14 protein-coding genes are annotated in these 21,977 nt (G+C 56.1%); 3 read left to right on the top strand and 11 right to left on the bottom strand.

The features are described from left to right. Position 1: 1 nt before the first annotated feature. The 10 genes from FRD01_RS20670 to FRD01_RS20625 form a co-directional block, all read right to left on the bottom strand. Positions 2–721: a tetratricopeptide repeat protein gene (locus tag FRD01_RS20670; RefSeq protein ID WP_146962838.1), complete on the bottom strand. Its 720-nt coding sequence runs from the start codon at positions 719–721 to the stop codon at positions 2–4. 10 nt (positions 722–731) lie between these two features. After that, the gene (locus FRD01_RS20665; RefSeq protein WP_146962837.1) at positions 732–1,871 is read right to left on the bottom strand and encodes a hypothetical protein; all 1,140 of its coding nucleotides are present in this window, start codon (positions 1,869–1,871) and stop codon (positions 732–734) included. Beyond that, positions 1,871–2,680: a porin family protein gene (locus FRD01_RS20660; protein ID WP_146962836.1), complete on the bottom strand. Its 810-nt coding sequence runs from the start codon at positions 2,678–2,680 to the stop codon at positions 1,871–1,873. Before FRD01_RS20660 ends, FRD01_RS20665 begins: the two co-directional genes overlap by 1 nt. Beyond that, positions 2,677–4,482, bottom strand: coding sequence for a hypothetical protein (locus FRD01_RS20655; protein WP_146962835.1), 1,806 nt, complete (start codon positions 4,480–4,482; stop codon positions 2,677–2,679). The genes FRD01_RS20660 and FRD01_RS20655 overlap by 4 nt, the downstream gene beginning before the upstream one ends. Next, on the bottom strand, positions 4,479–5,090 hold the full coding sequence (locus FRD01_RS20650) for a porin family protein (protein WP_146962834.1): 612 nt from the start codon (positions 5,088–5,090) through the stop codon (positions 4,479–4,481). Before FRD01_RS20650 ends, FRD01_RS20655 begins: the two co-directional genes overlap by 4 nt. Then, positions 5,072–6,688 carry a hypothetical protein gene (locus FRD01_RS20645; RefSeq protein ID WP_146962833.1) on the bottom strand — a complete coding sequence of 539 codons (1,617 nt, stop codon included), beginning with the start codon at positions 6,686–6,688 and terminating at the stop codon, positions 5,072–5,074. Before FRD01_RS20645 ends, FRD01_RS20650 begins: the two co-directional genes overlap by 19 nt. A gap of 77 nt (positions 6,689–6,765) precedes the next feature. Continuing rightward, positions 6,766–8,211, bottom strand: a complete 1,446-nt coding sequence (locus FRD01_RS20640; RefSeq protein ID WP_146962832.1) for a hypothetical protein — start codon at positions 8,209–8,211, stop codon at positions 6,766–6,768. A gap of 136 nt (positions 8,212–8,347) precedes the next feature. Next, on the bottom strand, positions 8,348–9,685 hold the full coding sequence (locus FRD01_RS20635) for a glutamate--cysteine ligase (protein WP_146962831.1): 1,338 nt from the start codon (positions 9,683–9,685) through the stop codon (positions 8,348–8,350). Positions 9,686–9,752: 67 nt separating this feature from the next. Then, positions 9,753–10,721 (bottom strand): type I phosphomannose isomerase catalytic subunit, encoded by a 969-nt coding sequence (locus FRD01_RS20630; protein WP_146962830.1) that lies wholly within the window; start codon positions 10,719–10,721, stop codon positions 9,753–9,755. Between the two features lie 22 nt (positions 10,722–10,743). Beyond that, complete coding sequence (locus FRD01_RS20625; protein ID WP_146962829.1) at positions 10,744–13,011, bottom strand: hypothetical protein; 2,268 nt, start codon at positions 13,009–13,011, stop codon at positions 10,744–10,746. A gap of 146 nt (positions 13,012–13,157) precedes the next feature. Between FRD01_RS20625 and leuS the strand changes: the two genes are divergently transcribed. The 3 genes from leuS to pruA all read left to right on the top strand — a co-directional run bounded on the left by leuS (position 13,158) and on the right by pruA (position 20,219). Then, a complete protein-coding gene (leuS, locus tag FRD01_RS20620; protein WP_146962828.1) occupies positions 13,158–15,743 on the top strand; it encodes a leucine--tRNA ligase in 2,586 nt (861 codons plus the stop codon). Positions 15,744–15,788: 45 nt separating this feature from the next. Then, positions 15,789–17,174, top strand: a complete 1,386-nt coding sequence (locus tag FRD01_RS20615; RefSeq protein WP_146962827.1) for a hypothetical protein — start codon at positions 15,789–15,791, stop codon at positions 17,172–17,174. A gap of 69 nt (positions 17,175–17,243) precedes the next feature. Further along, positions 17,244–20,219, top strand: a complete 2,976-nt coding sequence (gene pruA, locus FRD01_RS20610) for an L-glutamate gamma-semialdehyde dehydrogenase (protein ID WP_249755788.1) — start codon at positions 17,244–17,246, stop codon at positions 20,217–20,219. On the opposite strand, the gene rny is transcribed toward pruA, so the two are convergent. Continuing rightward, a complete protein-coding gene (rny, locus tag FRD01_RS20605) occupies positions 20,216–21,931 on the bottom strand; it encodes a ribonuclease Y (RefSeq protein ID WP_146962826.1) in 1,716 nt (571 codons plus the stop codon). The two genes, pruA and rny, sit on opposite strands and share 4 nt — an antisense overlap. Positions 21,932–21,977: the final 46 nt, after the last annotated feature.

The following is a 21,977-nucleotide window of genomic DNA, read 5'->3' as shown; positions in this document are numbered from 1 at the left end:
TTCATTCTCCGTTGAGCTGGCGTAAGGCTTCGATCACCGCTCGGTTCTCAGGGTCAATCTGCAAGACGCGTTCCCAGGTCTCCCGAGCAAGCTCTCTGCGGCCAAGCTGCAACCAAAGGGTCCCCATCATGGATAGAAGCTTCGCATCATTGGGGTACGCCTTCTCCAATTCGGTCACCCGAACCATCGCGAGCTCAAATTTCCCAGCCTGAAAGAGCTCCTGTACCTCGTCGATCCCCAGAAGGTAGCTAGGCCTAGACGGCGCCGCCGCGTCTTCATTGACCCGACCAACTTCTCGACTCTCGATAGGTTGACCATTTTCATCGAGCTCAGCGCCCGGCTCGGCACTTCCATCCGCAAGGTTCTCTCCGCCCACAAAGATGCCGTCGCGCTCCATTCCTGGATTCATCCTTCGTTCGCGCTCAAGGATCTTTCGGTCGGCATCCGTCAAGTTTTCGGACTGCCAGGTCACGCCTTTGGTCTTTTGCGCCTCGAGCGGGATCCGAATTTCGTAGCCGGAAGCCGTCTCCGGGAACTCGACTTCCCAATCTCGCTCACCGTCGCTCATCCGCACCACGTAACGCTGTGCGGGCATCGTTCCGTCTCCTCGGTACTCCGGAGCACTGGTCGCGGCGCTAGGCACGATGATGGTCGTAGACGGCTTCTCCGTGCTCGCGCAACCAAAGGCCAAAGCCAAAATGAATATCAGACAAATCTTCATAATTTTATCCTCACCAATTAAAGGTGACGCGACCCTTAAATCCAAGTCCACCCAAATCTGCCCCGGCAAACTCAGTCGGAACGAAGTAGAAAGCACTCGCCCCGACCCCGAGCCGAAACTGCATAATTGCATCAATGCCCCACTCAAGAGCCGCGGAGTTCCCCTCGGTCCCGGCGAAGAAGCCGTAGAGCGATGGCCCTGTCCGTACCGTGACCGAATTCAAATTGGGCTCCGTCAGCTGGAAGTGCAATGTGGCGCCGACAAAGCTCCCCAGAAGCGCGTTATCCTCGCTGAAGTTTGCAAATCCCTCCGCCCCAACGCCGAACATCCATCTCCTATCTTCTCCAAACTTCTCGTAAATTCGATATCCCATCGCCATTCCTGAGATGGACCCCGCGTCCGAATCGTACGGGATATAGGTTCCGCCCCCGTAGACGATATGCCCGTAGTACGGCCTCGCATCTAGTTTTCGCTCAAGCTCAAGCAAACGTTCTTTTCGCGATTCGACGCGATCCCCAGACCGCAAGATGGCGGCGGTCGACGAGTCTGAGCGATATGTTTCGGCCCACATCACCGCACCGTCCTCGGCCCGTATCACCTCCACGTTGAGCGCCGCGATATTGACCCCAGGATAGAACGCGAATCGCAAATCGAGGAACGCCTTGACGCCCAGCGCCTCGGCCTCGCGCCGGAAGTCCTCGTGTTGCGTCATACCTAGGGTCACCACCCAATCCCCGCCTTCAATGCGCGAGCGCAGTGAAGAACAAGCTACACAACGTTTGACGCGCAGCTTGGTGGCGTTTGAAATCTCGGAAACCACCGTGGATTCCACAAAATCCCCGAATGCCGCGCTCAGGTTTGGACTCAGCCCCATTCGGCGCATCGCCACAGGCGAGACAGCAGCGAGATTCAAATCCTGTAGATCGACGACGAGATCGTCGGTCATCTCTTCGACGAGTTGGTACAAGTGAATCGAGCCTTGGCCAGAAATCACCTGCTTTTCCACGGACTCATTGATCTCTTCTATCCTCGGATCCACGGCATCTTCAGCCACCTCTTGGCGCAGCTCAGCAAAGGGATCGTCTTGGGAGAAAACCACCGAGGGGAAGGCCAAAATCAGGGCGATCATTACAGTCAAAAATATCTTCATCAGAAGGCCCAACCTACAAGGAAAATTACATCCAGCATCACATTATCCGAGTGCCAGTCTTCGAATGCGTCTTCTGCATCCGGCGGGTAAACACCAGGCGAAATCGCCGCTCTATGGTAAATCAGCGGGCGATAGCCGATTCCGAGGCGCGTGTGGAAACCCCGCTCAAATTGAACATCCACGCCCAGTTGAAGGTCGAGGGCATGAGAGACAATCTCTTCGGAATCACTGAAGAAATCGCCCGACGAATCCCCAAACCCATACATAAAGCCGGCCGATACGTAGCCAGCAAGCGGGCCCCCGTGCGTGAAGTAAATGCCCGAGAGGCTTAGGTAATTCAGCTCGTAGAACCGATAATTTCCGCCATAATAATCACCCTCCCAAAAAAAGGCCTGGCCCTCGACTTTGAGCGACCGCGTCAACGTGTACCCCGCTGCAAACCCAAGCGCCCCTGCACGACTCGCCCGCCAATCCACGCTGAGCGGGCTATCTAGCCGAATTTGCGGCCCCTCTTTCTCAGCCTCAATCTCCGCGAGGCGCGCACGAGCAATCCTCTCGTCTTCAGCGATTTGGACCTGACGCCGATTTGCATTCAACCGCTTCATTCGCTCGATCCTGCACCGCCTATCGGCGCCGCACATGGCTTCGGCACCCTCGGTAGGCTGGAAATCGAGGCGATCACACTCTCCGGCCTCACACACAAATCCTTGTCCGCACTGAAACGAATAGACACATGCCTTGGGATCTTCTGCAAAGACCAACGCAGGAAAGAGGACCACGAAAAGCACAAGAGACGCCAAAATCTTCATGGTATCCCCCTCAAGAGCTCCCACTGATTTCCAGCGCCATCCGAGGGCACCATGAGTACTGAAAACGGCCGCAACTCGCTCACTTCGACCTTTGGCTCGTGTACCTCGAGATTGCTATCAGGAACGCGAACGGTACCGATGACCAAGGTCGAAGCCGGGCTACCAAGCCTCTGCGCATAGCCTCGAGGATGGTCGGCTAAGGACTCACTCGCGATTCGATAGAGCTCCAAGAGTTGTGGGCGAACCACGGATTCCTCGGTGCTTCGAAGGAATCGCTGCATTTCATCCACCAGGACGCGCAACCAACGCTCGCGCATCTCGCGCGCTTCATTCGACTCACCCCATTCCGCCATGATCGGGAGCGTGGTTCGCAGAATCCGCGCAAACTCCTCATCTGGCCCAGAGAAGAACGATGCCCGACGCCCAGTCCCAAGAGCCGACAAGACCCTCTCATCCCTCTTTGCGATCTGGCGCGCATGCCGAACAAATCGCGCCTGGTCATCGTCCATAAACGCGGAGAGAGCCAAGATCCCGTGATACCGAGCGTGTGCTCTCGCGTCTCCATTCTCGCCGAGTAACTTCAACGCAATCGCGCTCGCGTTCTCGGGATAACCACGGTCCAACGAAATCCGCGCCAGGTCTTCCCAACGCGCAAATGTTTGATTTCTCGGCCCCAGATTCTCAACGATTTCGGCCACGCGTTCATCAAATGGATACTCAGAAATCAGCTCGAGCACACTGCGGTAAAGGGCGGCAACAAAAGGGTCGCGCCCAGGTGAACGATCTTCAAACGCCTGCATCGCAATCCGCAAAAAGACCTCCGGCCGATTGGCCTTCTTCGCCGCTGAAGCCGTGCGCCAGAGCATTGCGGTGAACACCGGGTGATTTCGAGGCGGAAGCTCGGCGTCTGAAGACAGAAGTTCCCATTCACCGGCCTCATATCGCGACTTCTGAACCAGATAGCGTGCATACCAATAATCGGCGCTCTCGTTAGACGCACTCTCCAACGCCGCCTGAGCAAATGTGAGTCTCTCGGCTGATGAACCCGCCCATCGCGCCCGATTCAACTCCACCTGCGCAATTTCTTTTGAGCGGGAATTCGGAGCCTCAACTTTGAGAAAGATCTCGATCAAATCGTCGAGCTCTCGGCTCAAGACCGCACCGTCCTGCTCAAGCCTCTCCAAAGTCAAGAGGCTCCAACCGACCGCGAGATAGAGAGGCTCGGCAAGTGGTCCACCCTGTGCCTCCTCAACGAGCAATTTAAGAGCCGGCCACATCACCGCTTCAAGGCGCTCGGTCTGCTCTTTTGGCGTGAGCTTCCCCAAGTTTTGGCAGGACCCGATGATATCCTGTTCCGATGGAAGCTCGTCACCCCATTTCTCCCGCGCCGCCGGCCAATTCACTTCGTGTTCGGCCTCTTGACGATATCGTGCCCAGTGCTCCGGCTGCAGAAGTGAATCGGAAACCGTGCCTCGGACTGCGGACCAGCCTCGATCGCTCACCAAAATCTCACGCCGAACGCTCTCAAACTCCAACAAGACCAGGTGAACTTCGGCCCTCAAGTCGTTCGTTGAGCTAAATCGCATGCCGATGGATTCACACATGGAGAATGACACCCAGGCTCGCAACACCGAGGTCCAATCATCCTCTTGACCGACTTGTTTCTCCCAGCGCGCACGTTGGTCTGTCCCGACCAAATCGCGCTTCTGCAGGGCCTCAAACCGTTCTCCGTCCAGCTCCACGGTCTGAAACGGCACGCAGCCGCCCAACCAAATCACGGCTCCGAGGGCCAAGAGTCTCATAGCCCCTCCCACGCCCAGCCCACGCCGAGCATTGGAAGGAAACCGAGGCTCGTGACTTGGCCTCGGGCCGCCCTCTCTTCGGATTGGACCGTGATCTGTAAATCGAACTTCGCCTGAATGTTCCAACGCCAATGCGTAAGAAACGAAAACCCCAGGCTCAACGTTGGCAATAGGCGAGTCTCAGCAAAAGTCACACCTGCATGACCCACCAATTGTGGGTCAAAATGCACAACCCAACGCTCCCAGATATGAAATTTTCCGTACCCGAGTGACCACCGAGCCCCGGCCGAAACCATCATATCTTGCGGCCGAGCATCAGGAGTCAGCCCTGTCGTCTCTTGGATTCGTTGTGCTTCGGCGCCTAGAGTCGTATTGAAATAATGCAACCTGAGTTCGCCACCTATGTTTTCGGTCCCCCAGAAACCCAGATCGACCCCAGCACCGATCGAGTCATAGAAGTCGTTCCTGACGTGCGATGAGACGGTCGCATGGCCATAGATGGAAGATTCCTTGGTGGCGAATCGCTCCTGAACCGTCGCACGTTCCTGCGCCTGAGCAGACGTGCTCAGAAAGAGCGCTATGGTCAGAATCAACCTTCCCACTGACATACCTGCATTCCCGGTTCAAACTGAGGGTCTGTCCAAGACTCTACGTCCAGACCGCCTTGAGTGCGAAACGGATTCGCGCAAAACCGAGTACAAAACTCATAAACGGTCACGATCTCGTGGCGGATATATTCATTGTTTGGAACCGCCCGTTGCTCCTCAAGTCCTTCCAGGAAATAGAAGATCTCAAACTCATCGGTCCAAGGCACCCAGCCGATGATGTCCGTTCTGTATATGGTCGGCGGCTGTCGGCCGAGTCCAATCTTTTCAATTGACCGCGGGTTGGATGCGCACAACTTGAACTTTTCCACCTCAACCTCAGGAGGATCAATTTTCACGCGGGTAGAATCATCGTGAAGCATCGTCTTGAATGGCAAAATGGCGCGCGCACGTGCTCGAATATCTCGGCTCAACGTTCGATCCTCAATCGGGCGCCAACCCATCGCTTCGCCCCAATCCAAGCCACTCTGAAGCAGACCGTTGGCACCGAGCCCCCAGACAAAGGTCGAGCGATTAAACTCTTCTTCACTAATCGCGTTGAAATGGGCTTCGAGTCGTGAATTCGGAGGTACGTCAATATTGTTCACATAAATCCAAACGACCTTGATCGGACTCGGGTCGTACCGCCGCGCAAACACATCGGCATCTCGGATCATGGAACTTGTCGGATAGTCCTGAGTTGAGGACTGGGCACAACCATCAAAACTCTCCCCCGTGCTTGGGTCCACCGGATAGTACGTGCCCAATTCGGCGAGCTCCCCTCGCGCACCAAACGACTCGCGGAAGAGGTCGCTGATTGTATCCTGGACTTCGCGGCACCGCTCCGGGCTAGGTATTTCGAGGTCAAAGAGAATATTGTAGGCGATCGGAGCTTCCTCCACCTCTGGCGTATACCGCGCTTCTACCCAAAATGTCTGGGCTGCCGGCTTCACTGGAGAAAAGACCTCCAATCTCCGCTCATCGCGCCGCTTTGCCCAAACCACAAGACAGGCGTCTACCTCAACCCACGTGGGATCCGAGACAGCAGCAAAGGGCGAAAGTTCGCCTCCAAACAAAGCCGTACCCTCACAGGGAAACGCCCCGGTCCTTAGCTCCCAGTCGAAGTTTCGTCTGGTCGGCGGCTGAAGCAAAGCAACTCCGTCCTCGAGTACAGGATCGATGCTATCGTTCTTTCCGAGCGCGATAGGCTGGATGGAGATCGTGGTTCCAACTTCGCGGGTTCGAGCCTCGCGCGAGGCAAAATAGCCTTCATCCTCGTGCACGGAACGAAGCGGCGGACCCGTCCAGGATCTGTAGCCATCCCACTGGTACTGAAAGCACCACGAAGCCCCACACTTAAACGGCGCGCTAGGAAAAATCGCCTCTTTCAGGTCAAGGTTTTCCCAAACATCCCCTTCTTTAACTTCAAAGCGCACACGGTCCAGATCCGCATCCTCGCGAAGCCGCCAGGTGAGGAAGGTCACGTCCTCCTGTTCGGAGTAAACGATATCCATCTCTTGGATAGAATACGGTCCAAATTCGAATTCGATATTCGAACAACTCACTGTCAGCCCAAACAAAAACACGCTTAGAAGCGTTAAACTATGAACTTTGCCATTCATACGTTTTACTCTAAGCGAGAATCATGCCGAACGAACCCCTGATTGTGTTCAGAGAAAGTTGTAACTGGGTTTTTGGCTCAGATGCAGAAGTTTGCGAAGCCAATAGCCTCGCCAGGGAAGCAGCTTTGACCGTTGGGGCAATCAACACCCTCCGTGCAGACTTCCACTCCAAGAATGGTTACGCATGTTCGGCATCCGCCACAGAAGAAGCCGTCGCAGGTCAAGCCACCGTCACAGGTACAATCTGCGTTACAAAGGCCGCAGCCGAAGCCACCACCGATATCGCTGCTGCATGTTCCTTGAAGCGGATCGCAGAAGGTACCCGCTGGGCAGGTAGTTGGGTCTGAAGGATCACAAGAGCCGCCGCCTTGGTTAGCCTGGCACTGGCCGTTTTGGCAGGTGGTTCCAGCAGGGCAAACCGTTGGGTCCACGGTGCAGCTCGGAGGCTGACCACAGGTTCCCTGCAGGCAAAGCTCACCGGCAGCACAGTCGCTCGCGCCGATACACTCCACACAGCAATCTTCGATGCAGTAAGGAGTTGCGCCACCACAGGTTCCGGGAGCACCGGAATCACATGCAGTTTCGCAAGCGAAACACACACCGGCAGCGTTGCAGGTCTCGCCTGCTGCCGTATTGCAGTCCGTGTCGCTAGTGCATTCTGCGCAGAAGCAGCGAATCGGGTCCCAAATTGGGCGAGCGGTTCCAGCGCATTGGGTTGTATCTGCGCCTGGGCAGTTCGAAGATTCGCAAACGCCCGTTTGAGCATTGCATGCTTCTCCAACACCGCATGAATCAGGAGTACAACGTGTCTCGCAGCTCAAGATGACGGGATTACAAACTTCGCCTTCTGGGCAAGTGACCTGATCACATGAGCTGATGTCTTCACATTGTCCGGCCTCGGTATTACATACTCGGCCTTCACCACAGCTTCCGGGCGTGCAAACACAGGCGCCCTCACGGCAATCCTGCCCGGTTCCACATCCGCTTGCGTCACGGCATCCCGCTACACATGCTTTGGCACTTGAGCAGTACTCGGTGTCTTGGCATTCGTCGTTTGAACGGCAACCAGGCACACATGCGTCTGAGACACATGCTTGTCCACTTGGGCAGTCGGTGTCTGCAGTACACGAGCCGTCGCCAGCTTCGCATTGTCCCGCGAGGTTACACACTTGGCCCGTCGGGCAATCAGCAGCAGTGGTACATCCACCGGTGGAGCAAAGGCCCCCAACACACTGGCCTTCTGCACAATCGCTAGCAGTCGTGCACTCTGGAGCCGAACACGTTCCCTGAGGATTCGCCTCGGTTACCAAGCACACTTGTTCTGGCAAACAAATCCTATTGCCTTGTTCGTCCTGGCACGGAACCACAATACAGGTGTTCGTGGTGAGCTGGCACACAGCGCCAAGTTCACAGTCAGCATCAAACGTACATGAGCGGGCTGTCGCCGTATCACTGCTACAGCTAGTTCCCAATGATGCGAGCATCAGGCAAAAAGCCAAACCAATCAGTCTTTTCAAATTCATTCTACACCTTCGTGCAAATCTACTACTTTTGCGGTTCTGTCGAAATCAAGCGCGCACTATAGGGACACTATTAGCTTATTTCAAATGCTAATACTACATTTGCCCACCTGCAAGAAATCGCACGAAGTCTGAGAGTTTAGAGACTGTACTTGGAAAGTAGCTCGATTCGGCTCAGGCGCTCCACGTCTTCGGCTACACAATCAGCCGCCGACTTCCGAGTTTCCAGAATGGTTTGAAGGGGTTGCAGGAAGATCGCTTCCGAGTCATGTCCATCTCGTTTGGCGAGACGTGCGAGCCCTTCGGATGAAATTCGCACCAGATCACGGCAGATATCCATGATCGACTCCCCGTTCGGCGCGACCCCATGAATGCCGTTCTTTGAGGCTTCGAGGTTTAGACTGAGCAGATTTCCGTGATCAAGCCAGCTCAATCGTTCCCATGATTCGCGACGAGCCTCAGCGTCGTAGAGCACGCCCTTCCAGAATGCGGGTAGCGCCAACATATGACTCAACGGGCCACCATCGCCGCTCCGGACTTCCACATATCGCTTCATGCGAACCTCGGGGAAAGCGGTGGAGAGGTGAAGTTCAAAATCGCCCATCGTGGCTTGGTAGCCATCGAGTCCCTTTTCCATGAACTCACGGAAGGAGCGCCCAGCAAGGTTGACGTAGCCGTGGTCACGCCGAATAAAGAACATCGGGACGTCCAGAACGTAATCCAAATACTCACCAAATCCCCAATCATCGCGGAGCACAAAATCGGGTACACCGGAGCGGTCAGGGTCGGTTCGAGTCCAAATATGTCCACGGTAGGACTGATATCCGCTCGGCTTTCCGTGATGTACCGAACTATTTGCAAAGAGCGCGTGAACAAAGGGCGAGACCACGTACCCGGTTCGGACGAGATCGGATGCATCTTCCTCGGACGTGAAGTCCATATTCGCCTGAATGGTACAGGTGAGCTTCATCATCCAATGCGCAAGGTCACCACGGGTGGGCAAGTACTCGCGCATGATCTTGTATCTAGATTTCGGCACCCAACCGAGGTCAGAGATATCGTCGTAAGGGTTGATGCCCAAGAGTGCCATGCCCATTTCCGGGCCACCCACGGCGTTCAGTTCCTCAAAATGTCGCTCGAGCTCTACCTCTGTCTCGAAAATGGTCTTCTTCAAACCACCGGAAAGCTCGAATTGGCCGCTTGGCTCTAAGGTGATCGCCTCGTCATTTCGCTCCAACGCAACCAATCGGTCGCCGTCCCAGGCCTTTTCGTAGCCAAAACGATCGCCCAGCTTGTGCAGAAGACCCTCGATCTCGTCAAAATTGAACAAGCGTCCGTTGGCTCGGTGCCAGAGGAACTTCTCGTGTTCGGTGCCGATGGTGAGACGGTCCGCGCTCTTTATCCCAGCACGAAAATAATCGAGGAGTTGCTCCCTATCTTGAAGCAACGAGACATCTTGTTTTTGGTCACGCGACATTGAACACCGCTTTAAAGTACGATCTGAGTCGATCTCGCCTTGTGATGTATCGGCATCAACGAAGGATTCACGATCGTGCGGCGCTCAGTACAAAAGTTCCGCTCCCTTGTACATGCACGTTTGAAAATTGAGCGGGAATCACCGCGGAATCCCAATCTCGCAGCTCTACATCGTTCAGCCAGATATGTCCTTCCAAGACCGTCAAGACGTAAGGGCCGGGGGCGTTAAGCGTCAACGCCTCGGAGTGGTCCACCAGTTGGAACCTCTCGATCCGGTAGGTGGGAGCGTCTACGAGAAGCACACTTCGGGTATCGGTCAGCGGCTCCCCGTCCAGGCAACGCACCTCTGTTGGATCTTCCGGGAAGCGCCGTGCCACGTGAAGCGCTTGTTCGATGTGGAGCTCTCGCGGCTCACCGTCCAAGCCCGGGCGGTCGTAATCATAGAGCCTGTAGGTGGTGTCCGAAGGTTCCTGTATCTCCAGCAAAAGAACTCCGGCACAGATGGCATGAATCGTACCCGGTGGCACCCTGAACACATCCCCTTTCTTGACCCGAATTCGGCGCAAATACGAGACGAGAGTACCTTCGCGAAGGGCAGACGCCATGGTCTCTGAATCAATATGCTCTTTGACTCCCCAGAGGATAGAGCCCTCGTCATCCGCATCAAGAATCAGCCACGCCTCGTCTTTCGAATCGGCGGATTCCCCGAACTTCGACCGGATCTCATCGATATGACGGGCTCCAGGATGAACCTGAACGCTTAGATCTTCGCGAGCGTCGAGGAACTTCACCAATAAAGGAAAGACCGGGTGCTCGCCCAGAAGACTCTCACCCAAGATTTCCGAGGCCTCGATCAATGTCTTTGATTTGAGCGGGCCGTTTGCAATTTTGGACGGTCCATCTTCGAGGCCCGAAACCTCCCATGATTCGCCGTAGAACTCGGAATCCGGCAGAGACCGGCCAAGAGTTTCGAGTCGTCGACCGCCCCACACCTTGGTCTTGAGCGCAGGCTCCATCTTTAGGATATAAGCTTCCATACTTCTCCCTATCGCTCGTCCTCTAGAGCGAGATCGTCGGTGGTGCCTCGGTCTCTGGTGGTGGCATCAGCGCCCTCTCGATGGCTTTCATCAGTTCTGGGTCGTCGGCTACTTTTGCCATAGCCTGAGCGCGCGTCAACTCATCACGGAACGTCTCAAAATCGCCTTCCTGGCGCGCGACCATGGCCAGTGAGAGATGGCTCATCGCCGCAATTTCAAATCGTGCTGTGCGAATCGCATAAATTGCCGCCCGGCGAAACCCAGTTTTGCTATCCTCGGTCTGCCCAACACGGATCAAAAACGACCCATAGTTGAAACTCGCTTCAGCCAATTGAGGGATGTGCCCCATCGCACTCGCGGCAGCGATAGCGCCAAGCATCACGTGCTCGCCGGCCCCGAGCCAGGGTCCCGGCTGAATACTGCCGTCAAGATTCGCATAAAGACCAGAAAGGCGTTCGTAGACTGTCGCCACCTGCCCAAAATCTTGTAGCTGCCGATGAATCTCGATCGCCGACTTGCCGGCCTCGAGCGCATCGTCAGCTTCACCGCGGGAAATCTGAGCCATCATCCGCAGGAACTGTGCGCGCGCCACACCTTGTTGATACTTGAGGCCCGAGTAGAGGCGTTCAGCTTCCAAGAAGGCGATCAGTCCTTGTTCGACATCACCATCTCCAAAAAGAGATAGCCCCTGGTAGACTCGGAAGGCCGCCTCGGCGCCGCCCTTGGCGCCCATAGAGTATTGTTCAAGTGTGGTGAGAAGCTCGGCTTGGAGCTCTTTCGCGTCTTTGGGCAGAGCCCAATAGACACCGGACAAAAGACCGGCCAGATCCCCATCACAACCATCAGGACAAAGGCTTTTCATCTCCTCAATTCGCGCCTTAGCCTCATCGAGCTGATTCTTCGCAAGGAGCATCTCCACGTACATCGAGAGCGCTCCGAGATAGCTCGACGGATCGCCGGGCTTGCGTGCATCGAGATATTCCAAAGCCCCGGCGAGCGCCTTATCTGGGCGGTCTTGCAAGTCGTGAAGGCGAACGATGGTCCCCAGCGCATTCAAGTATGCCTCTTGGTCGCCCGCTGCCCGCGCGCTCGCCATGTCCTCCTCCACCAGATAAATCGCGTCTTCCATGCGCCCTAGGCCAGCAAAACGCATGGCGAACTGGTCTCTCAAATGCCAGCGCATGGGCCCCTTGAGTGCCGGGTCAGCCAACATCCCCCGAATCTGGCCGAGGGCTTCAGCCGTCTGGCCGCGATAGACCTGAACCGCAGCGAAGACCATGCCTGCAAAGGACTGAAAGTCTTCCTCGGATTCAAGCGCCACCCCGCCGATTGGCGGAGCAGCTATCATTCCGGGCCCACTCGCTGGCCCCACGCCGGTATAATTCGCACGAATCTTACCATCCAAAGATCGCACACCGACCACAATGGTCGCCTCACCTGAATACTCAGCGTCACGCTCCACGCGATGGAAGTCCGGGCGCGTCGGGTCTACAACCTTATCTACCAACACAAGACTGATATTGGCTCGATCAACGCCACTTAGATGCTTATCGAACGCCGCCTGAAGCTTTTCGAGAAGCTGCCGGTCACTGCTCAAGAGCTGGATTTTCGCCGTTGGAGGAGTTTTCCCATAGGTATGTTCAAGAAAGACTGCGTACCCGACCGGATCGACATTCAGCTCGGGCATCTCAGCTCCCTGAAGCAGTCGGCAGGTTGCAACCTCAGCAGCGTCAACGACCACGCAGAATCGGACCATTCGTCGGGCGATCGGACCGTCCCCTGATCGCATCAGTCCATAGATATCTCCTGGCTGAACGCCCTCCGCCTCGCCTATTTCGAGGCGAGCCTCGTTTGAGTCGGCGTTCTTAATGTAGGGCAACACGCCTTTGCCAACGGCCTCAAGATTTTCTCGTGAGCCCCACGTCACCTCCAGGTCCTCGAGCGCCACCGACGGAAGTGCATAAATCACCCGCGCGAGGGCCGAACCAGCCGAATAAACGCGCCCGACCTCTCCCATTGCAAACGCGGGACGTGCCATGTCTTGAAGGGGCCAGGTTCCGCTATAACGAGCGTAAAAAATGTCCCCCGGCTTCTTTTCGCTCAAGTCGCCTACAATCCAGAGCCGGCCATCCTCGCTTCTTTTCAGGAGCGTCGCGCCAGCTGGAGCGTTCAAATTGGCCGGCGCACTTTCAGGAGTTCCTGATACAGGCGGCCAAATCGCGTCCTTCTCAGGCGCGCCCGCACATCCACCCAGGATCACTAGGGTTAGAATTAAACTCAAAAATCTCATATCACTCCTGATGCCGGACTCGCCGGACCATAGCGCGACCCCAACCCATTGTCAGTTCCGCGCTTAGTCTTGATTGATTCTTGGGCATGAACTATTCCTTCACACCGTTTTTTTGTTCCTTTTTCTCATTACCAAGTAGTCGTCCTATGTCGGAATATCGCCCGAACGAAATCGAGCCCAAATGGCAAGCCTTCTGGGAAGAAAACGCGAGCAATCGTGCGCATGATAACTTCGAAAAGCCTAAGTATTATGTGCTCGACATGTTTCCATACCCTTCCGGCTCCGGCCTACACGTAGGCCATTGCGAGGGATATACGGCCACCGATATCGTGTCTCGCTACAAGCGCGCCAAGGGCTTCAACGTGCTCCACCCTATGGGATGGGATGCATTTGGCCTCCCTGCGGAGCAATACGCGATCAACACGGGCACCCATCCGGAGGAGACCACGGCCAAGAACGTGGCGACGTTTAAGCGCCAGCTCAAGCGCCTCGGATTTTCGTACGACTGGGAGCGCGAGGTTAACACCACGGATCCTGGTTATTACAAGTGGACGCAGTGGATCTTCCTCAAGCTCTACGAGCGAGGACTCGCCTACATTGCTGAGGTGCCCGTGAACTGGTGCCCGGAGCTCGGTACAGTGCTCGCCAATGAGGAGGTCATCGACGGCAAGAGCGAGCGCGGCGGCTTCCCGGTCATCCGAAAGCCGATGCGACAGTGGATGCTCAAAATCACAGAGTACGCCGATCGCTTGTTAGAGGATTTGGACCTCTTGGACTGGCCTGAATACCTCAAGGATATGCAGCGAAACTGGATCGGCCGCTCCACGGGCGCCGAGGTCGAGTTCGCGCTCGACCCTGAGACGGCGCGGGGAACTCGAGCAAATATCCGCGTCTTTACGACCCGACCGGACACCCTTTTCGGCGCCACGTATATGGTGCTCGCGCCCGAGCACGCGCTTGTGGAGCAGATCGTATCCGATGAACAAAAGGACGCCGTTCAAACGTACAAAGAAGAGGCTGCGCGCAAATCTGAGCTCCAGCGGACCGAACTCCAGAAATCAAAAACGGGCGTGTTCACGGGCGCGTATGCGATCAACCCCGTCAACAATGCCCGCATCCCGATCTGGGTCGCGGATTACGTGCTCGCGGGCTACGGGACAGGTGCGATCATGGCGGTTCCTGGACACGATGAGCGTGACTGGGAGTTTGCAAGCACCTTCGGGCTTCCGATCGTTGAGGTTGTTTCGGGCGGAGACGTTACAGAGGCGCCGTTCACAGGGGACGGCCCGCATGTGAACTCAGGTCTAATTGACGGCTTGAATAACGATGAAGCAAAGAAAAAAATCACCGCATGGCTTGAGGAAAAAGGGCTCGGCAAAGCCACGATCAACTTCAAGTTGCGTGACTGGCTCTTTTCTCGACAGCGCTACTGGGGCGAGCCGTTCCCTATCGTACACCGTGAAGATGGCACGCACGAAGCCATCCCTGAAGAGCAACTCCCTTTGCGTCTTCCTGAGTTAGACGACTTCAAGCCGACCGGCGACGGTGAGCCCCCTCTCGCTCGCGCAAAAGAATGGCTGAAGGCTACGGACTCGGCGGGCAGGCCCGCGCTGCGTGAGACGAACACCATGCCTCAGTGGGCCGGCTCATGCTGGTACTATCTGCGTTACATCGACCCAAAGAACGATCAAGCACCTTGGGACGCCGAGAAAGAAAAGTACTGGATGAACGTGGACCTCTATGTCGGCGGCACGGAACATGCCGTCTTGCACCTTCTCTATGCCCGATTCTGGCATAAAGTTCTCTACGATTGCGGTCTCGTTACGACCAAAGAGCCGTTCCAACGCATCGTGAATCAGGGCATGGTCCTTGGACTTGCGTACGAATTCTACGAGACCAAAGACGGCCAAAAGGTCGGGTACAAAGACAAAGAGAAGTTCGAAGATCTTCTCCCCCGAACCGTGCACGCAGATGATGTCTTGTGGAAAGGCGAAAAGCCTTACCACCCAGACGCCGATATCGAGCTTTTGGAACTCACAGAGAAGATGGCCAAATCTCGCGGAAACGTGGTCAATCCGGACTCGGTGATCGCGGAGTTCGGTGCCGACTCGCTCAGGCTTTATGAGATGTTCATGGGACCTCTCGAGCAGATGAAGCCTTGGAATCCGCGAAGCGTCGGCGGTGTACACCGATTCCTTTCCAGAATCTGGAGATTGGTGTGCGCAGACACAGGCCTTTCGGAAAAAATCAGCCAGGATCCAGCGCAAAAAGAGACGCTGGTCGAGCTGCACAAGACCATCAAGAAGGTCACCGAAGACACAGAGGAGTTACGCTTCAACACGGCAATTGCGGCGATGATGGAGTTTGTGAATCATCTCTACAAGCTCGACACCGTGCCCTTTGAGGTTTTGCCTCCGTTCATCCAACTGCTTGCGCCCTATGCACCGCACCTCGCGGAGGAAGTCTGGGAGCGCCTCGGTCAGACGCCTGGCATCCAGACCCAAGCGTGGCCTGCATGGAATGAGGAGTTGCTAAAACGCGACTCCTACCAGCTTGCGGTTCAGGTCATGGGCAAGCTCCGTGGCACCATCGACTGCCCCACAGATGCTGACCAGGGCGCAGCCCAAGAGCTCGCTATGAAGGACGAAAACGTCGCAAAACATCTGGAAGGCAAGACGATACGCAAAGTGGTCTTTGTGCCCGGAAAAATTCTGAATTTCGTGGCCAACTAGTGCACGACTCTGGCGCGGCTTTGAGTTTTGGGGCACACTTGAGCCATGAAAGCACCGCTCAGATATTGGGTCACCGTCTTTGCAATGCAGGGACTGATTGCGGCTAGTATTCTGGGCGTCAGCGTCTGGCAGTGGCACCTTTCCTGGTTACCACTCGCCCTCTTCGTGGGCTTCACCGTTCTTCCTTTGTTGTTCTACGCAACAATTGGCGCCGTTGCGCTAGACCCGACCAAGAAGAAAGATGCGATCGTCAAGGTGGACTCGCCTTCTGTTGGGGTAAGGGTTCGCGTCACGCTGATTCCACTCCTGCTTGCGGCAGCCATTTACTGCGGACTCATCGCCTCATTCCTGATTCCGAGCGTGCGCTCGCTCATCGTTGAAGAAGCCGCCGCGGCTCGTTGGAGCTTGCCTGCCGAACAGGCTCTCCTTGATCCTGCACCCGAGGTTCGAGAAACGGCCTGTCAAACCATTCAGACCCACTCGGCCTCCTTAAGTACGCCTGTGCTCCTGGAGGCCTTGAGCGTTTCCGATGATCTAGACCATTGCATCATGCCGGCCATCTCATTTGGGGGAGATCACCCAGTACTCGCTTGGCGGCAGGCTCAATGGTCCGGAATCTTGATGTCCTCGGATTTGAAAGGCGAAGAGATGTGCCAAACGGCGAGCCACCTCTTTCATGCTGACCGCGTGGGCGCACCGGGTGCGCTGATGCAGCTTTTCACCTGCGCAACCGGGGCAAAGAGCCCGCAAGCTCGGGAATGTTGCACGCAGACTCTCACATCTATCAGACAGGGTGAGGAGCTGACCGCGTTTTTGCCTACTCCAGAGGCCGTGCTCGAGACCAACTTCACCGAACACCTCGGAACCTATATCCAAGCGACTTTTGACGAGAGCGCGAACATCCAAAGACTCTCAAGCCCGAGTCTCGAATCTTGGGCTATCGAGCTCGCCTGCCTCGGCGCTCAGCGCCACACACAGCGCACGGTCAGCGTTCGAGACGTGTTTCCTGCGGCCATAAGTTCCGAGACGTGCACTGCACCGGTATTTGACGCACACACCATCCCGATTTGGCGCGACACGTGCCAGGAATGGCTGGACGCACCATTTCCCCTCGAGGACTTCTGCCCCACGTTGCACGGGCGAATTGAAGAACGCACGTTCATCACCGCAAACGTCTTGATGGCCAAGGCAGTACACAGCGCTGAGGTCGCACAGCGCCCAGAGAAAGAGGACCCGCTCTTCAGAAATATCAAGCTCCCAGCGGGTTTCAAAAGCGTGAGCGGCCGTCCGGATAGCCCCTATCAAATCGACATGTCTTCGGTAAACGAAATGTTGAACTCGTTGGCCAATGGCGACGCACTGATCGACGATGAAGACGCTCTGAAGGAGTGGAAGCGCCAACTCGAAGAGATGCACCCAAATCTTGAATGATCATTCGCTGGTCAAACCCACTTGACTCAAGTACTAATTGCCTCCGTTCTCGTACGAACTGGAGGCCCTGTGGCACACACAAACGAACAACGTATTCAAGAGATTGGACGCCAGATCTTCGACACCATGAAGGGACAGACGCCATCGGTCTTCAACAAAGATTGGTGGAGCGGGAAGATCATGGAATTCTCCATGAAGGACGAAGCCTTCAAAGTGGAGATGTTCAGGTTTGTTGACGTCTTTCCAACGCTCAGAAACCACGTCGAGGTCGCACGACACCTCCAAGAGTATTTTTGCCGCCCTGACACCAACTTCCCAGCTGCGTTTCAGTGGGGCCTGAACAAAGTCAAACCGGACAGTATGGTGGCCAAGATGGCTGCCGGCCAAATCGAAAAGCAAATGGCTGGCATGGCGCAGAAGTTCATCGCCGGAACGACCGCTGCCGACGCAATCTCTGCTCTTAAGAAGATTTGGAAGTCCGACCTCGCGTTCACTCTGGACTTGCTCGGCGAGTCGACAGTCAGTGAATTGGAAGCACTCGACTACGCAAAGCGTTATGACGAAATCCTCGACACGCTCATCGCCCAGACCAAGAGCTTCCCCGCAAAACCACTGCTCGAAGACGCATCGTGGGGAGCCGTTCCACGCGTCAACGTCTCAGTAAAGGTCTCGTCGCTCTACTCACAGATCGACCCCATCGACCCAAAGGGCAGCATCGACTCGCTTAAGAATCGCCTGCGGCCACTCTTCCGAAAGGCGCGGGACAACGGTGCGTTCATCAACTTGGACATGGAGCATTATGAGTTCAAGGACCTGACCATCGAGTTGTTCAAGAGCCTTTTGACCGAGCCGGAATTCGCTGGATTTGCCGACGCCGGAATCGCGATCCAGGCCTATCTTCGCGACGCCGAAGCTGATGTTCAAGGACTTGCAAACTGGGCCAAGGAGCGCGGAACCCCCATCACGGTTCGCCTGATCAAGGGCGCGTACTGGGACTTTGAAACCATCCACAGCGAGCAAGAAGCTTGGCGAAACCCAGTGTGGTCCAAAAAGTGGGAGACGGACGCCTGCTTTGAGCGATGCACCAAGATCCTCCTCGAAAACCACAAACACGTCCGACTCGCCTGCGCCTCCCACAACGTGCGAAGCCTCGCGTATGCCCTCGCCACCGCGGAAGAGCTGGGTCTTCCGAAAAATGCCATCGAATTCCAGATGCTTTACGGAATGGCTGAGCCGATGAAGCTCGCCCTCGTGAAAATGGGCTATCGCGTGCGCGAGTACGTGCCCATCGGCGAGATGATTCCAGGCATGGCGTATCTTGTGCGTAGACTCCTGGAGAACACCAGCAACGAATCGTGGCTGCGCCAGACCTATGCAGACGGCTTGAGCATGGAAAAGCTCCTGGCCAAGCCCGCGCCACCTCAAGGACACGAGCAATCCACCGGGGTTGAGCACATCAAGCCGCTGAACTCCATGGGCTTTAGGAACGCTCCACTGCTCAACTTTGCACTCACGAACAACCGCGAGAGTTTTGAGCGCGCCATGCAAGAGGTCACGCGAGGGTTCGACAAGACTTGGCCACTCGTCATCGGCGGCTCTGAAATCAAGACCGACCGCGTTATCAAGAGCATCAACCCGAGCAAACGTGACCAAATCGTAGGCACCGTGTGTGTTGCCACTCTAGAGCACGCCCAAAAGGCCATTGAAGCAGCCCAGAATGCCTCGGCGTCTTGGGCCGATTTGCCGGGCGAAGAACGCGCGGCGTACTTGATGAAACTCGCGGATGTCATGATGCGGCGCCGAAAAGAGCTCGCGAGCATCATGGTCTACGAGGTTGGTAAGAACTGGCGCGAGGCCGACGCCGACGTCTGCGAGGCCATCGACTTCTGCCGCTATTACGCGCTGGAAATGGCGAAACTCTCGCAACCACAACGCCTGGGCCACGTGGCTGGTGAGTTGAACCTCTTATTCTACCAACCAAGGGGCATTGCGGCTGTGATCGCGCCGTGGAACTTCCCTCTCGCGATTCTTTGCGGAATGACGGTGGCAGCAGCTGTAGCCGGAAACACCGTCATCATGAAGCCTGCCGAGCAATCGAGCGTCATCGCGGCTCACCTGATGGATGCATGCCGCGAGGCTGGATTTCCGCCCGGCGTCATCAACTTCTTGCCGGGGTATGGCGAAGAAGTTGGCGACCTTCTCGTGCGCCATAAAGACGTAGATCTCATCGCGTTTACCGGATCCATGCAGGTCGGCCTCCATATCCTGAAGGTGGCCGGCGATGTGGCCGACGGGCAGGCAAACGTCAAGAAAGTCGTCTGTGAGATGGGTGGAAAGAACGCCATCATTGTGGACTCCGACGCTGACCTCGATGAAGCTGTCAAAGGCGTGATCGGCTCGGCGTTCGGATTCCAAGGGCAGAAATGCTCCGCCTGTTCCAGAGTCATCGTGCTAGAATCTGCATACGAAGAATTCAAGACACGCCTCGTTGAAGCAACCCGGAGCTTGGAGGTTGGGCCATCTACGGACCCTGCTTTCGCTATCGGCCCTGTAGTCGACGAGGACGCTCGCCAGAAGATCGAGGGGTACATTGAGCTAGGAAAGAAGGAAAACAGCCTTCTCGTGCAAGCTAGAGTGCCTGAGGGGCTCAACGGAAACTTCGTTGGGCCTGCAGTCTTTGAGAATGTCCCCGCCGATGGTCGCCTTGCCCAAGAAGAAATCTTTGGTCCAGTGCTCGCCATGTTCAAGGTGAAGGACTTCGACGAGGCGCTCAAGCTCGCCAATAGCACGCGGTTCGCCCTGACCGGCGGCGTCTACAGCCGCTCTCCGCTCAACCTTGAGCGCACACGAAAAGAGTTCAAGGTCGGAAACCTCTACATCAACCGCAAGTGTACTGGAGCATTGGTCTTCCGCCATCCATTCGGAGGCTTCAAGATGTCCGGCACCGGCACCAAAGCGGGCGGTCCTGATTACCTCCTGAATTTCATGGAGCCGAGGGCGATATCCGAGAACACCATGCGGCGCGGATTCGCCCCCGAGGTCTAGCGGGCGTAGTCCACCGAGCGCGTCTCGCGAATCACACAGACCTTGATTTGGCCCGGATAGGTGAGCTCGCTCTCGATCTTGGCAGCAATCTCTTTGCTGAGCACAAAGGCTTGGTCGTCCGTAACCCTTGAGTTCTCGACCATGACGCGAATCTCGCGGCCTGCTTGAACGGCAAACGCCTTCTCCACACCTTCGAACTCTTGAGAAATTCTCTCGAGGTCCTCAAGTCGCTTGATGTACGTTCCGAGAACTTCGCGGCGCGCGCCAGGACGTGCGCCTGAGAGTGCGTCTGCAGCAATCACGAGGTGCGCAATGGCTGAGTTCTGAGGCTCTTCGTTGTGGTGCGCCGCGATGGCATTTCGGACCACCTCGTGCTCGCCGCAACGCTTGGCAATCTCAGCGCCAACAAGGGCGTGTGGCCCGTCATTTTCGTGAGTCAAGGCCTTGCCGATATCGTGAAGAAGGCCAGCTCGGCGGGCATGCTTGACGTTGAGACCGAGCTCAGCCGCCATCATGCCACAGAGGAATCCGACCTCGATGCTGTGTGACCACATATTCTGACCATAGCTGGTTCGGAATTGAAGGCGACCAACCAGCTTAATCAAGTCGATATGTAGATTGTGGATTCCCAGCTCAAACGCAGCACGCTCGCCGTATTCTTTGATTTGCGACTCCACTTCGGCGCTGGTCTTCTCAACCACTTCTTCAATACGCGAAGGGTGAATACGACCGTCGGAAATCAACTTCTCAAGCGAGATACGAGCGACCTGACGCCTTACAGGGTCAAAGCCGCTCACCATCACCGCCTCAGGGGTGTCATCGATGATGATGTCGATCCCGGTTGCGGCCTCCAAAGCGCGGATATTGCGGCCCTCACGGCCGATAATCCGCCCTTTGATTTCGTCGTTCGGAATCGGGACGACGGTCACGGCGCGCTCAGCCACATACTCGCCGGCCCAGCGCTGCACCGAGGTCGCGATGACTTTCTTGGCGCGTCGGTCGGCCTCCTCAATCGCCTCTTCCTCGTACTGCCGAGCAACTTTAGCCGCTTCGAGCTTAGCCTCACCAGTCAACGACTCCACGAGTTCGGTACGCGCGGCATCGGCACTAAGACCTGCCACTCGCTCAAGCTCAGCCTGAATCCCAGCACTCTTCGCCTCAATCTCAGCCTCACGGTCCTTGAGTTTGCGGGAAGTTCCCATCAACTCAGCGTCCTTAGTGGCCAATTCCTGCGTGCGCTTCTCAAGCTTCTCTTCACGGGCATCCAGACTAGATGCGCGCTGCGTAAGACGCGCCTCGGACTTCTCGAGCTCTTGCCTGCGACTAGCTGTCTCCTCCTGCATCTCTTTCTTGGCGGCGCTCAGAAGCTCTTTGGCCTCCTTCTCCGCAGCACGGATGCGCTCTTGAGCCTTGGTCTCGGCATCCGACTCTAGCTTCCTCGCGGTTCTCTGAACCTCTTCTTCGACGTCCGCCTTAAGTTTCTCTTTCAGCTCCTCACGGACTTTGTCCTCGAGGTCGCTCGTCAGGGTTCGCTGTATCTCACTTTTGGTCTCTTCGATGGTACGGGCTCGAAGTTGTGCCACGCGCTCATCGACCATATCTTGTAGTTCTCGAATGGACCGGCTCTTGTACAAAAGCCAGCCAATAACAACGCCCAAAACCAGCGCCAGCAGCGAATACGCCACTGTGAGCGTTTGCATTGAATCTTCCATTTTAGGTACTCCTGTGGGGCTAAACCCCTTCTATGTAAAACGACCC

It is taken from the genome of Microvenator marinus, assembly GCF_007993755.1.
Taxonomy (GTDB): Bacteria; Myxococcota_A; Bradymonadia; order Bradymonadales; family Bradymonadaceae; genus Allomicrovenator; species Allomicrovenator marinus.
The sequence above is the reverse complement of the archived record's forward strand: the minus strand, read 5'-3'. Positions and strand labels throughout refer to the sequence as shown.

Coding starts and splice junctions, on each gene's coding strand:
- leuS (WP_146962828.1), top strand. CDS start 13,158: ATGTCGGAATATCGCCCGAACGAAATCGAGCCCAAATGGCAAGCCTTC.
- FRD01_RS20645 (WP_146962833.1), bottom strand. CDS start 6,688: ATGAATGGCAAAGTTCATAGTTTAACGCTTCTAAGCGTGTTTTTGTTT.
- FRD01_RS20655 (WP_146962835.1), bottom strand. CDS start 4,482: ATGAGACTCTTGGCCCTCGGAGCCGTGATTTGGTTGGGCGGCTGCGTG.
- FRD01_RS20640 (WP_146962832.1), bottom strand. CDS start 8,211: ATGAATTTGAAAAGACTGATTGGTTTGGCTTTTTGCCTGATGCTCGCA.
- FRD01_RS20635 (WP_146962831.1), bottom strand. CDS start 9,685: ATGTCGCGTGACCAAAAACAAGATGTCTCGTTGCTTCAAGATAGGGAG.
- FRD01_RS20665 (WP_146962837.1), bottom strand. CDS start 1,871: ATGAAGATATTTTTGACTGTAATGATCGCCCTGATTTTGGCCTTCCCC.
- FRD01_RS20650 (WP_146962834.1), bottom strand. CDS start 5,090: ATGTCAGTGGGAAGGTTGATTCTGACCATAGCGCTCTTTCTGAGCACG.
- FRD01_RS20670 (WP_146962838.1), bottom strand. CDS start 721: ATGAAGATTTGTCTGATATTCATTTTGGCTTTGGCCTTTGGTTGCGCG.
- FRD01_RS20615 (WP_146962827.1), top strand. CDS start 15,789: ATGAAAGCACCGCTCAGATATTGGGTCACCGTCTTTGCAATGCAGGGA.
- FRD01_RS20630 (WP_146962830.1), bottom strand. CDS start 10,721: ATGGAAGCTTATATCCTAAAGATGGAGCCTGCGCTCAAGACCAAGGTG.
- FRD01_RS20660 (WP_146962836.1), bottom strand. CDS start 2,680: ATGAAGATTTTGGCGTCTCTTGTGCTTTTCGTGGTCCTCTTTCCTGCG.
- FRD01_RS20625 (WP_146962829.1), bottom strand. CDS start 13,011: ATGAGATTTTTGAGTTTAATTCTAACCCTAGTGATCCTGGGTGGATGT.
- rny (WP_146962826.1), bottom strand. CDS start 21,931: ATGGAAGATTCAATGCAAACGCTCACAGTGGCGTATTCGCTGCTGGCG.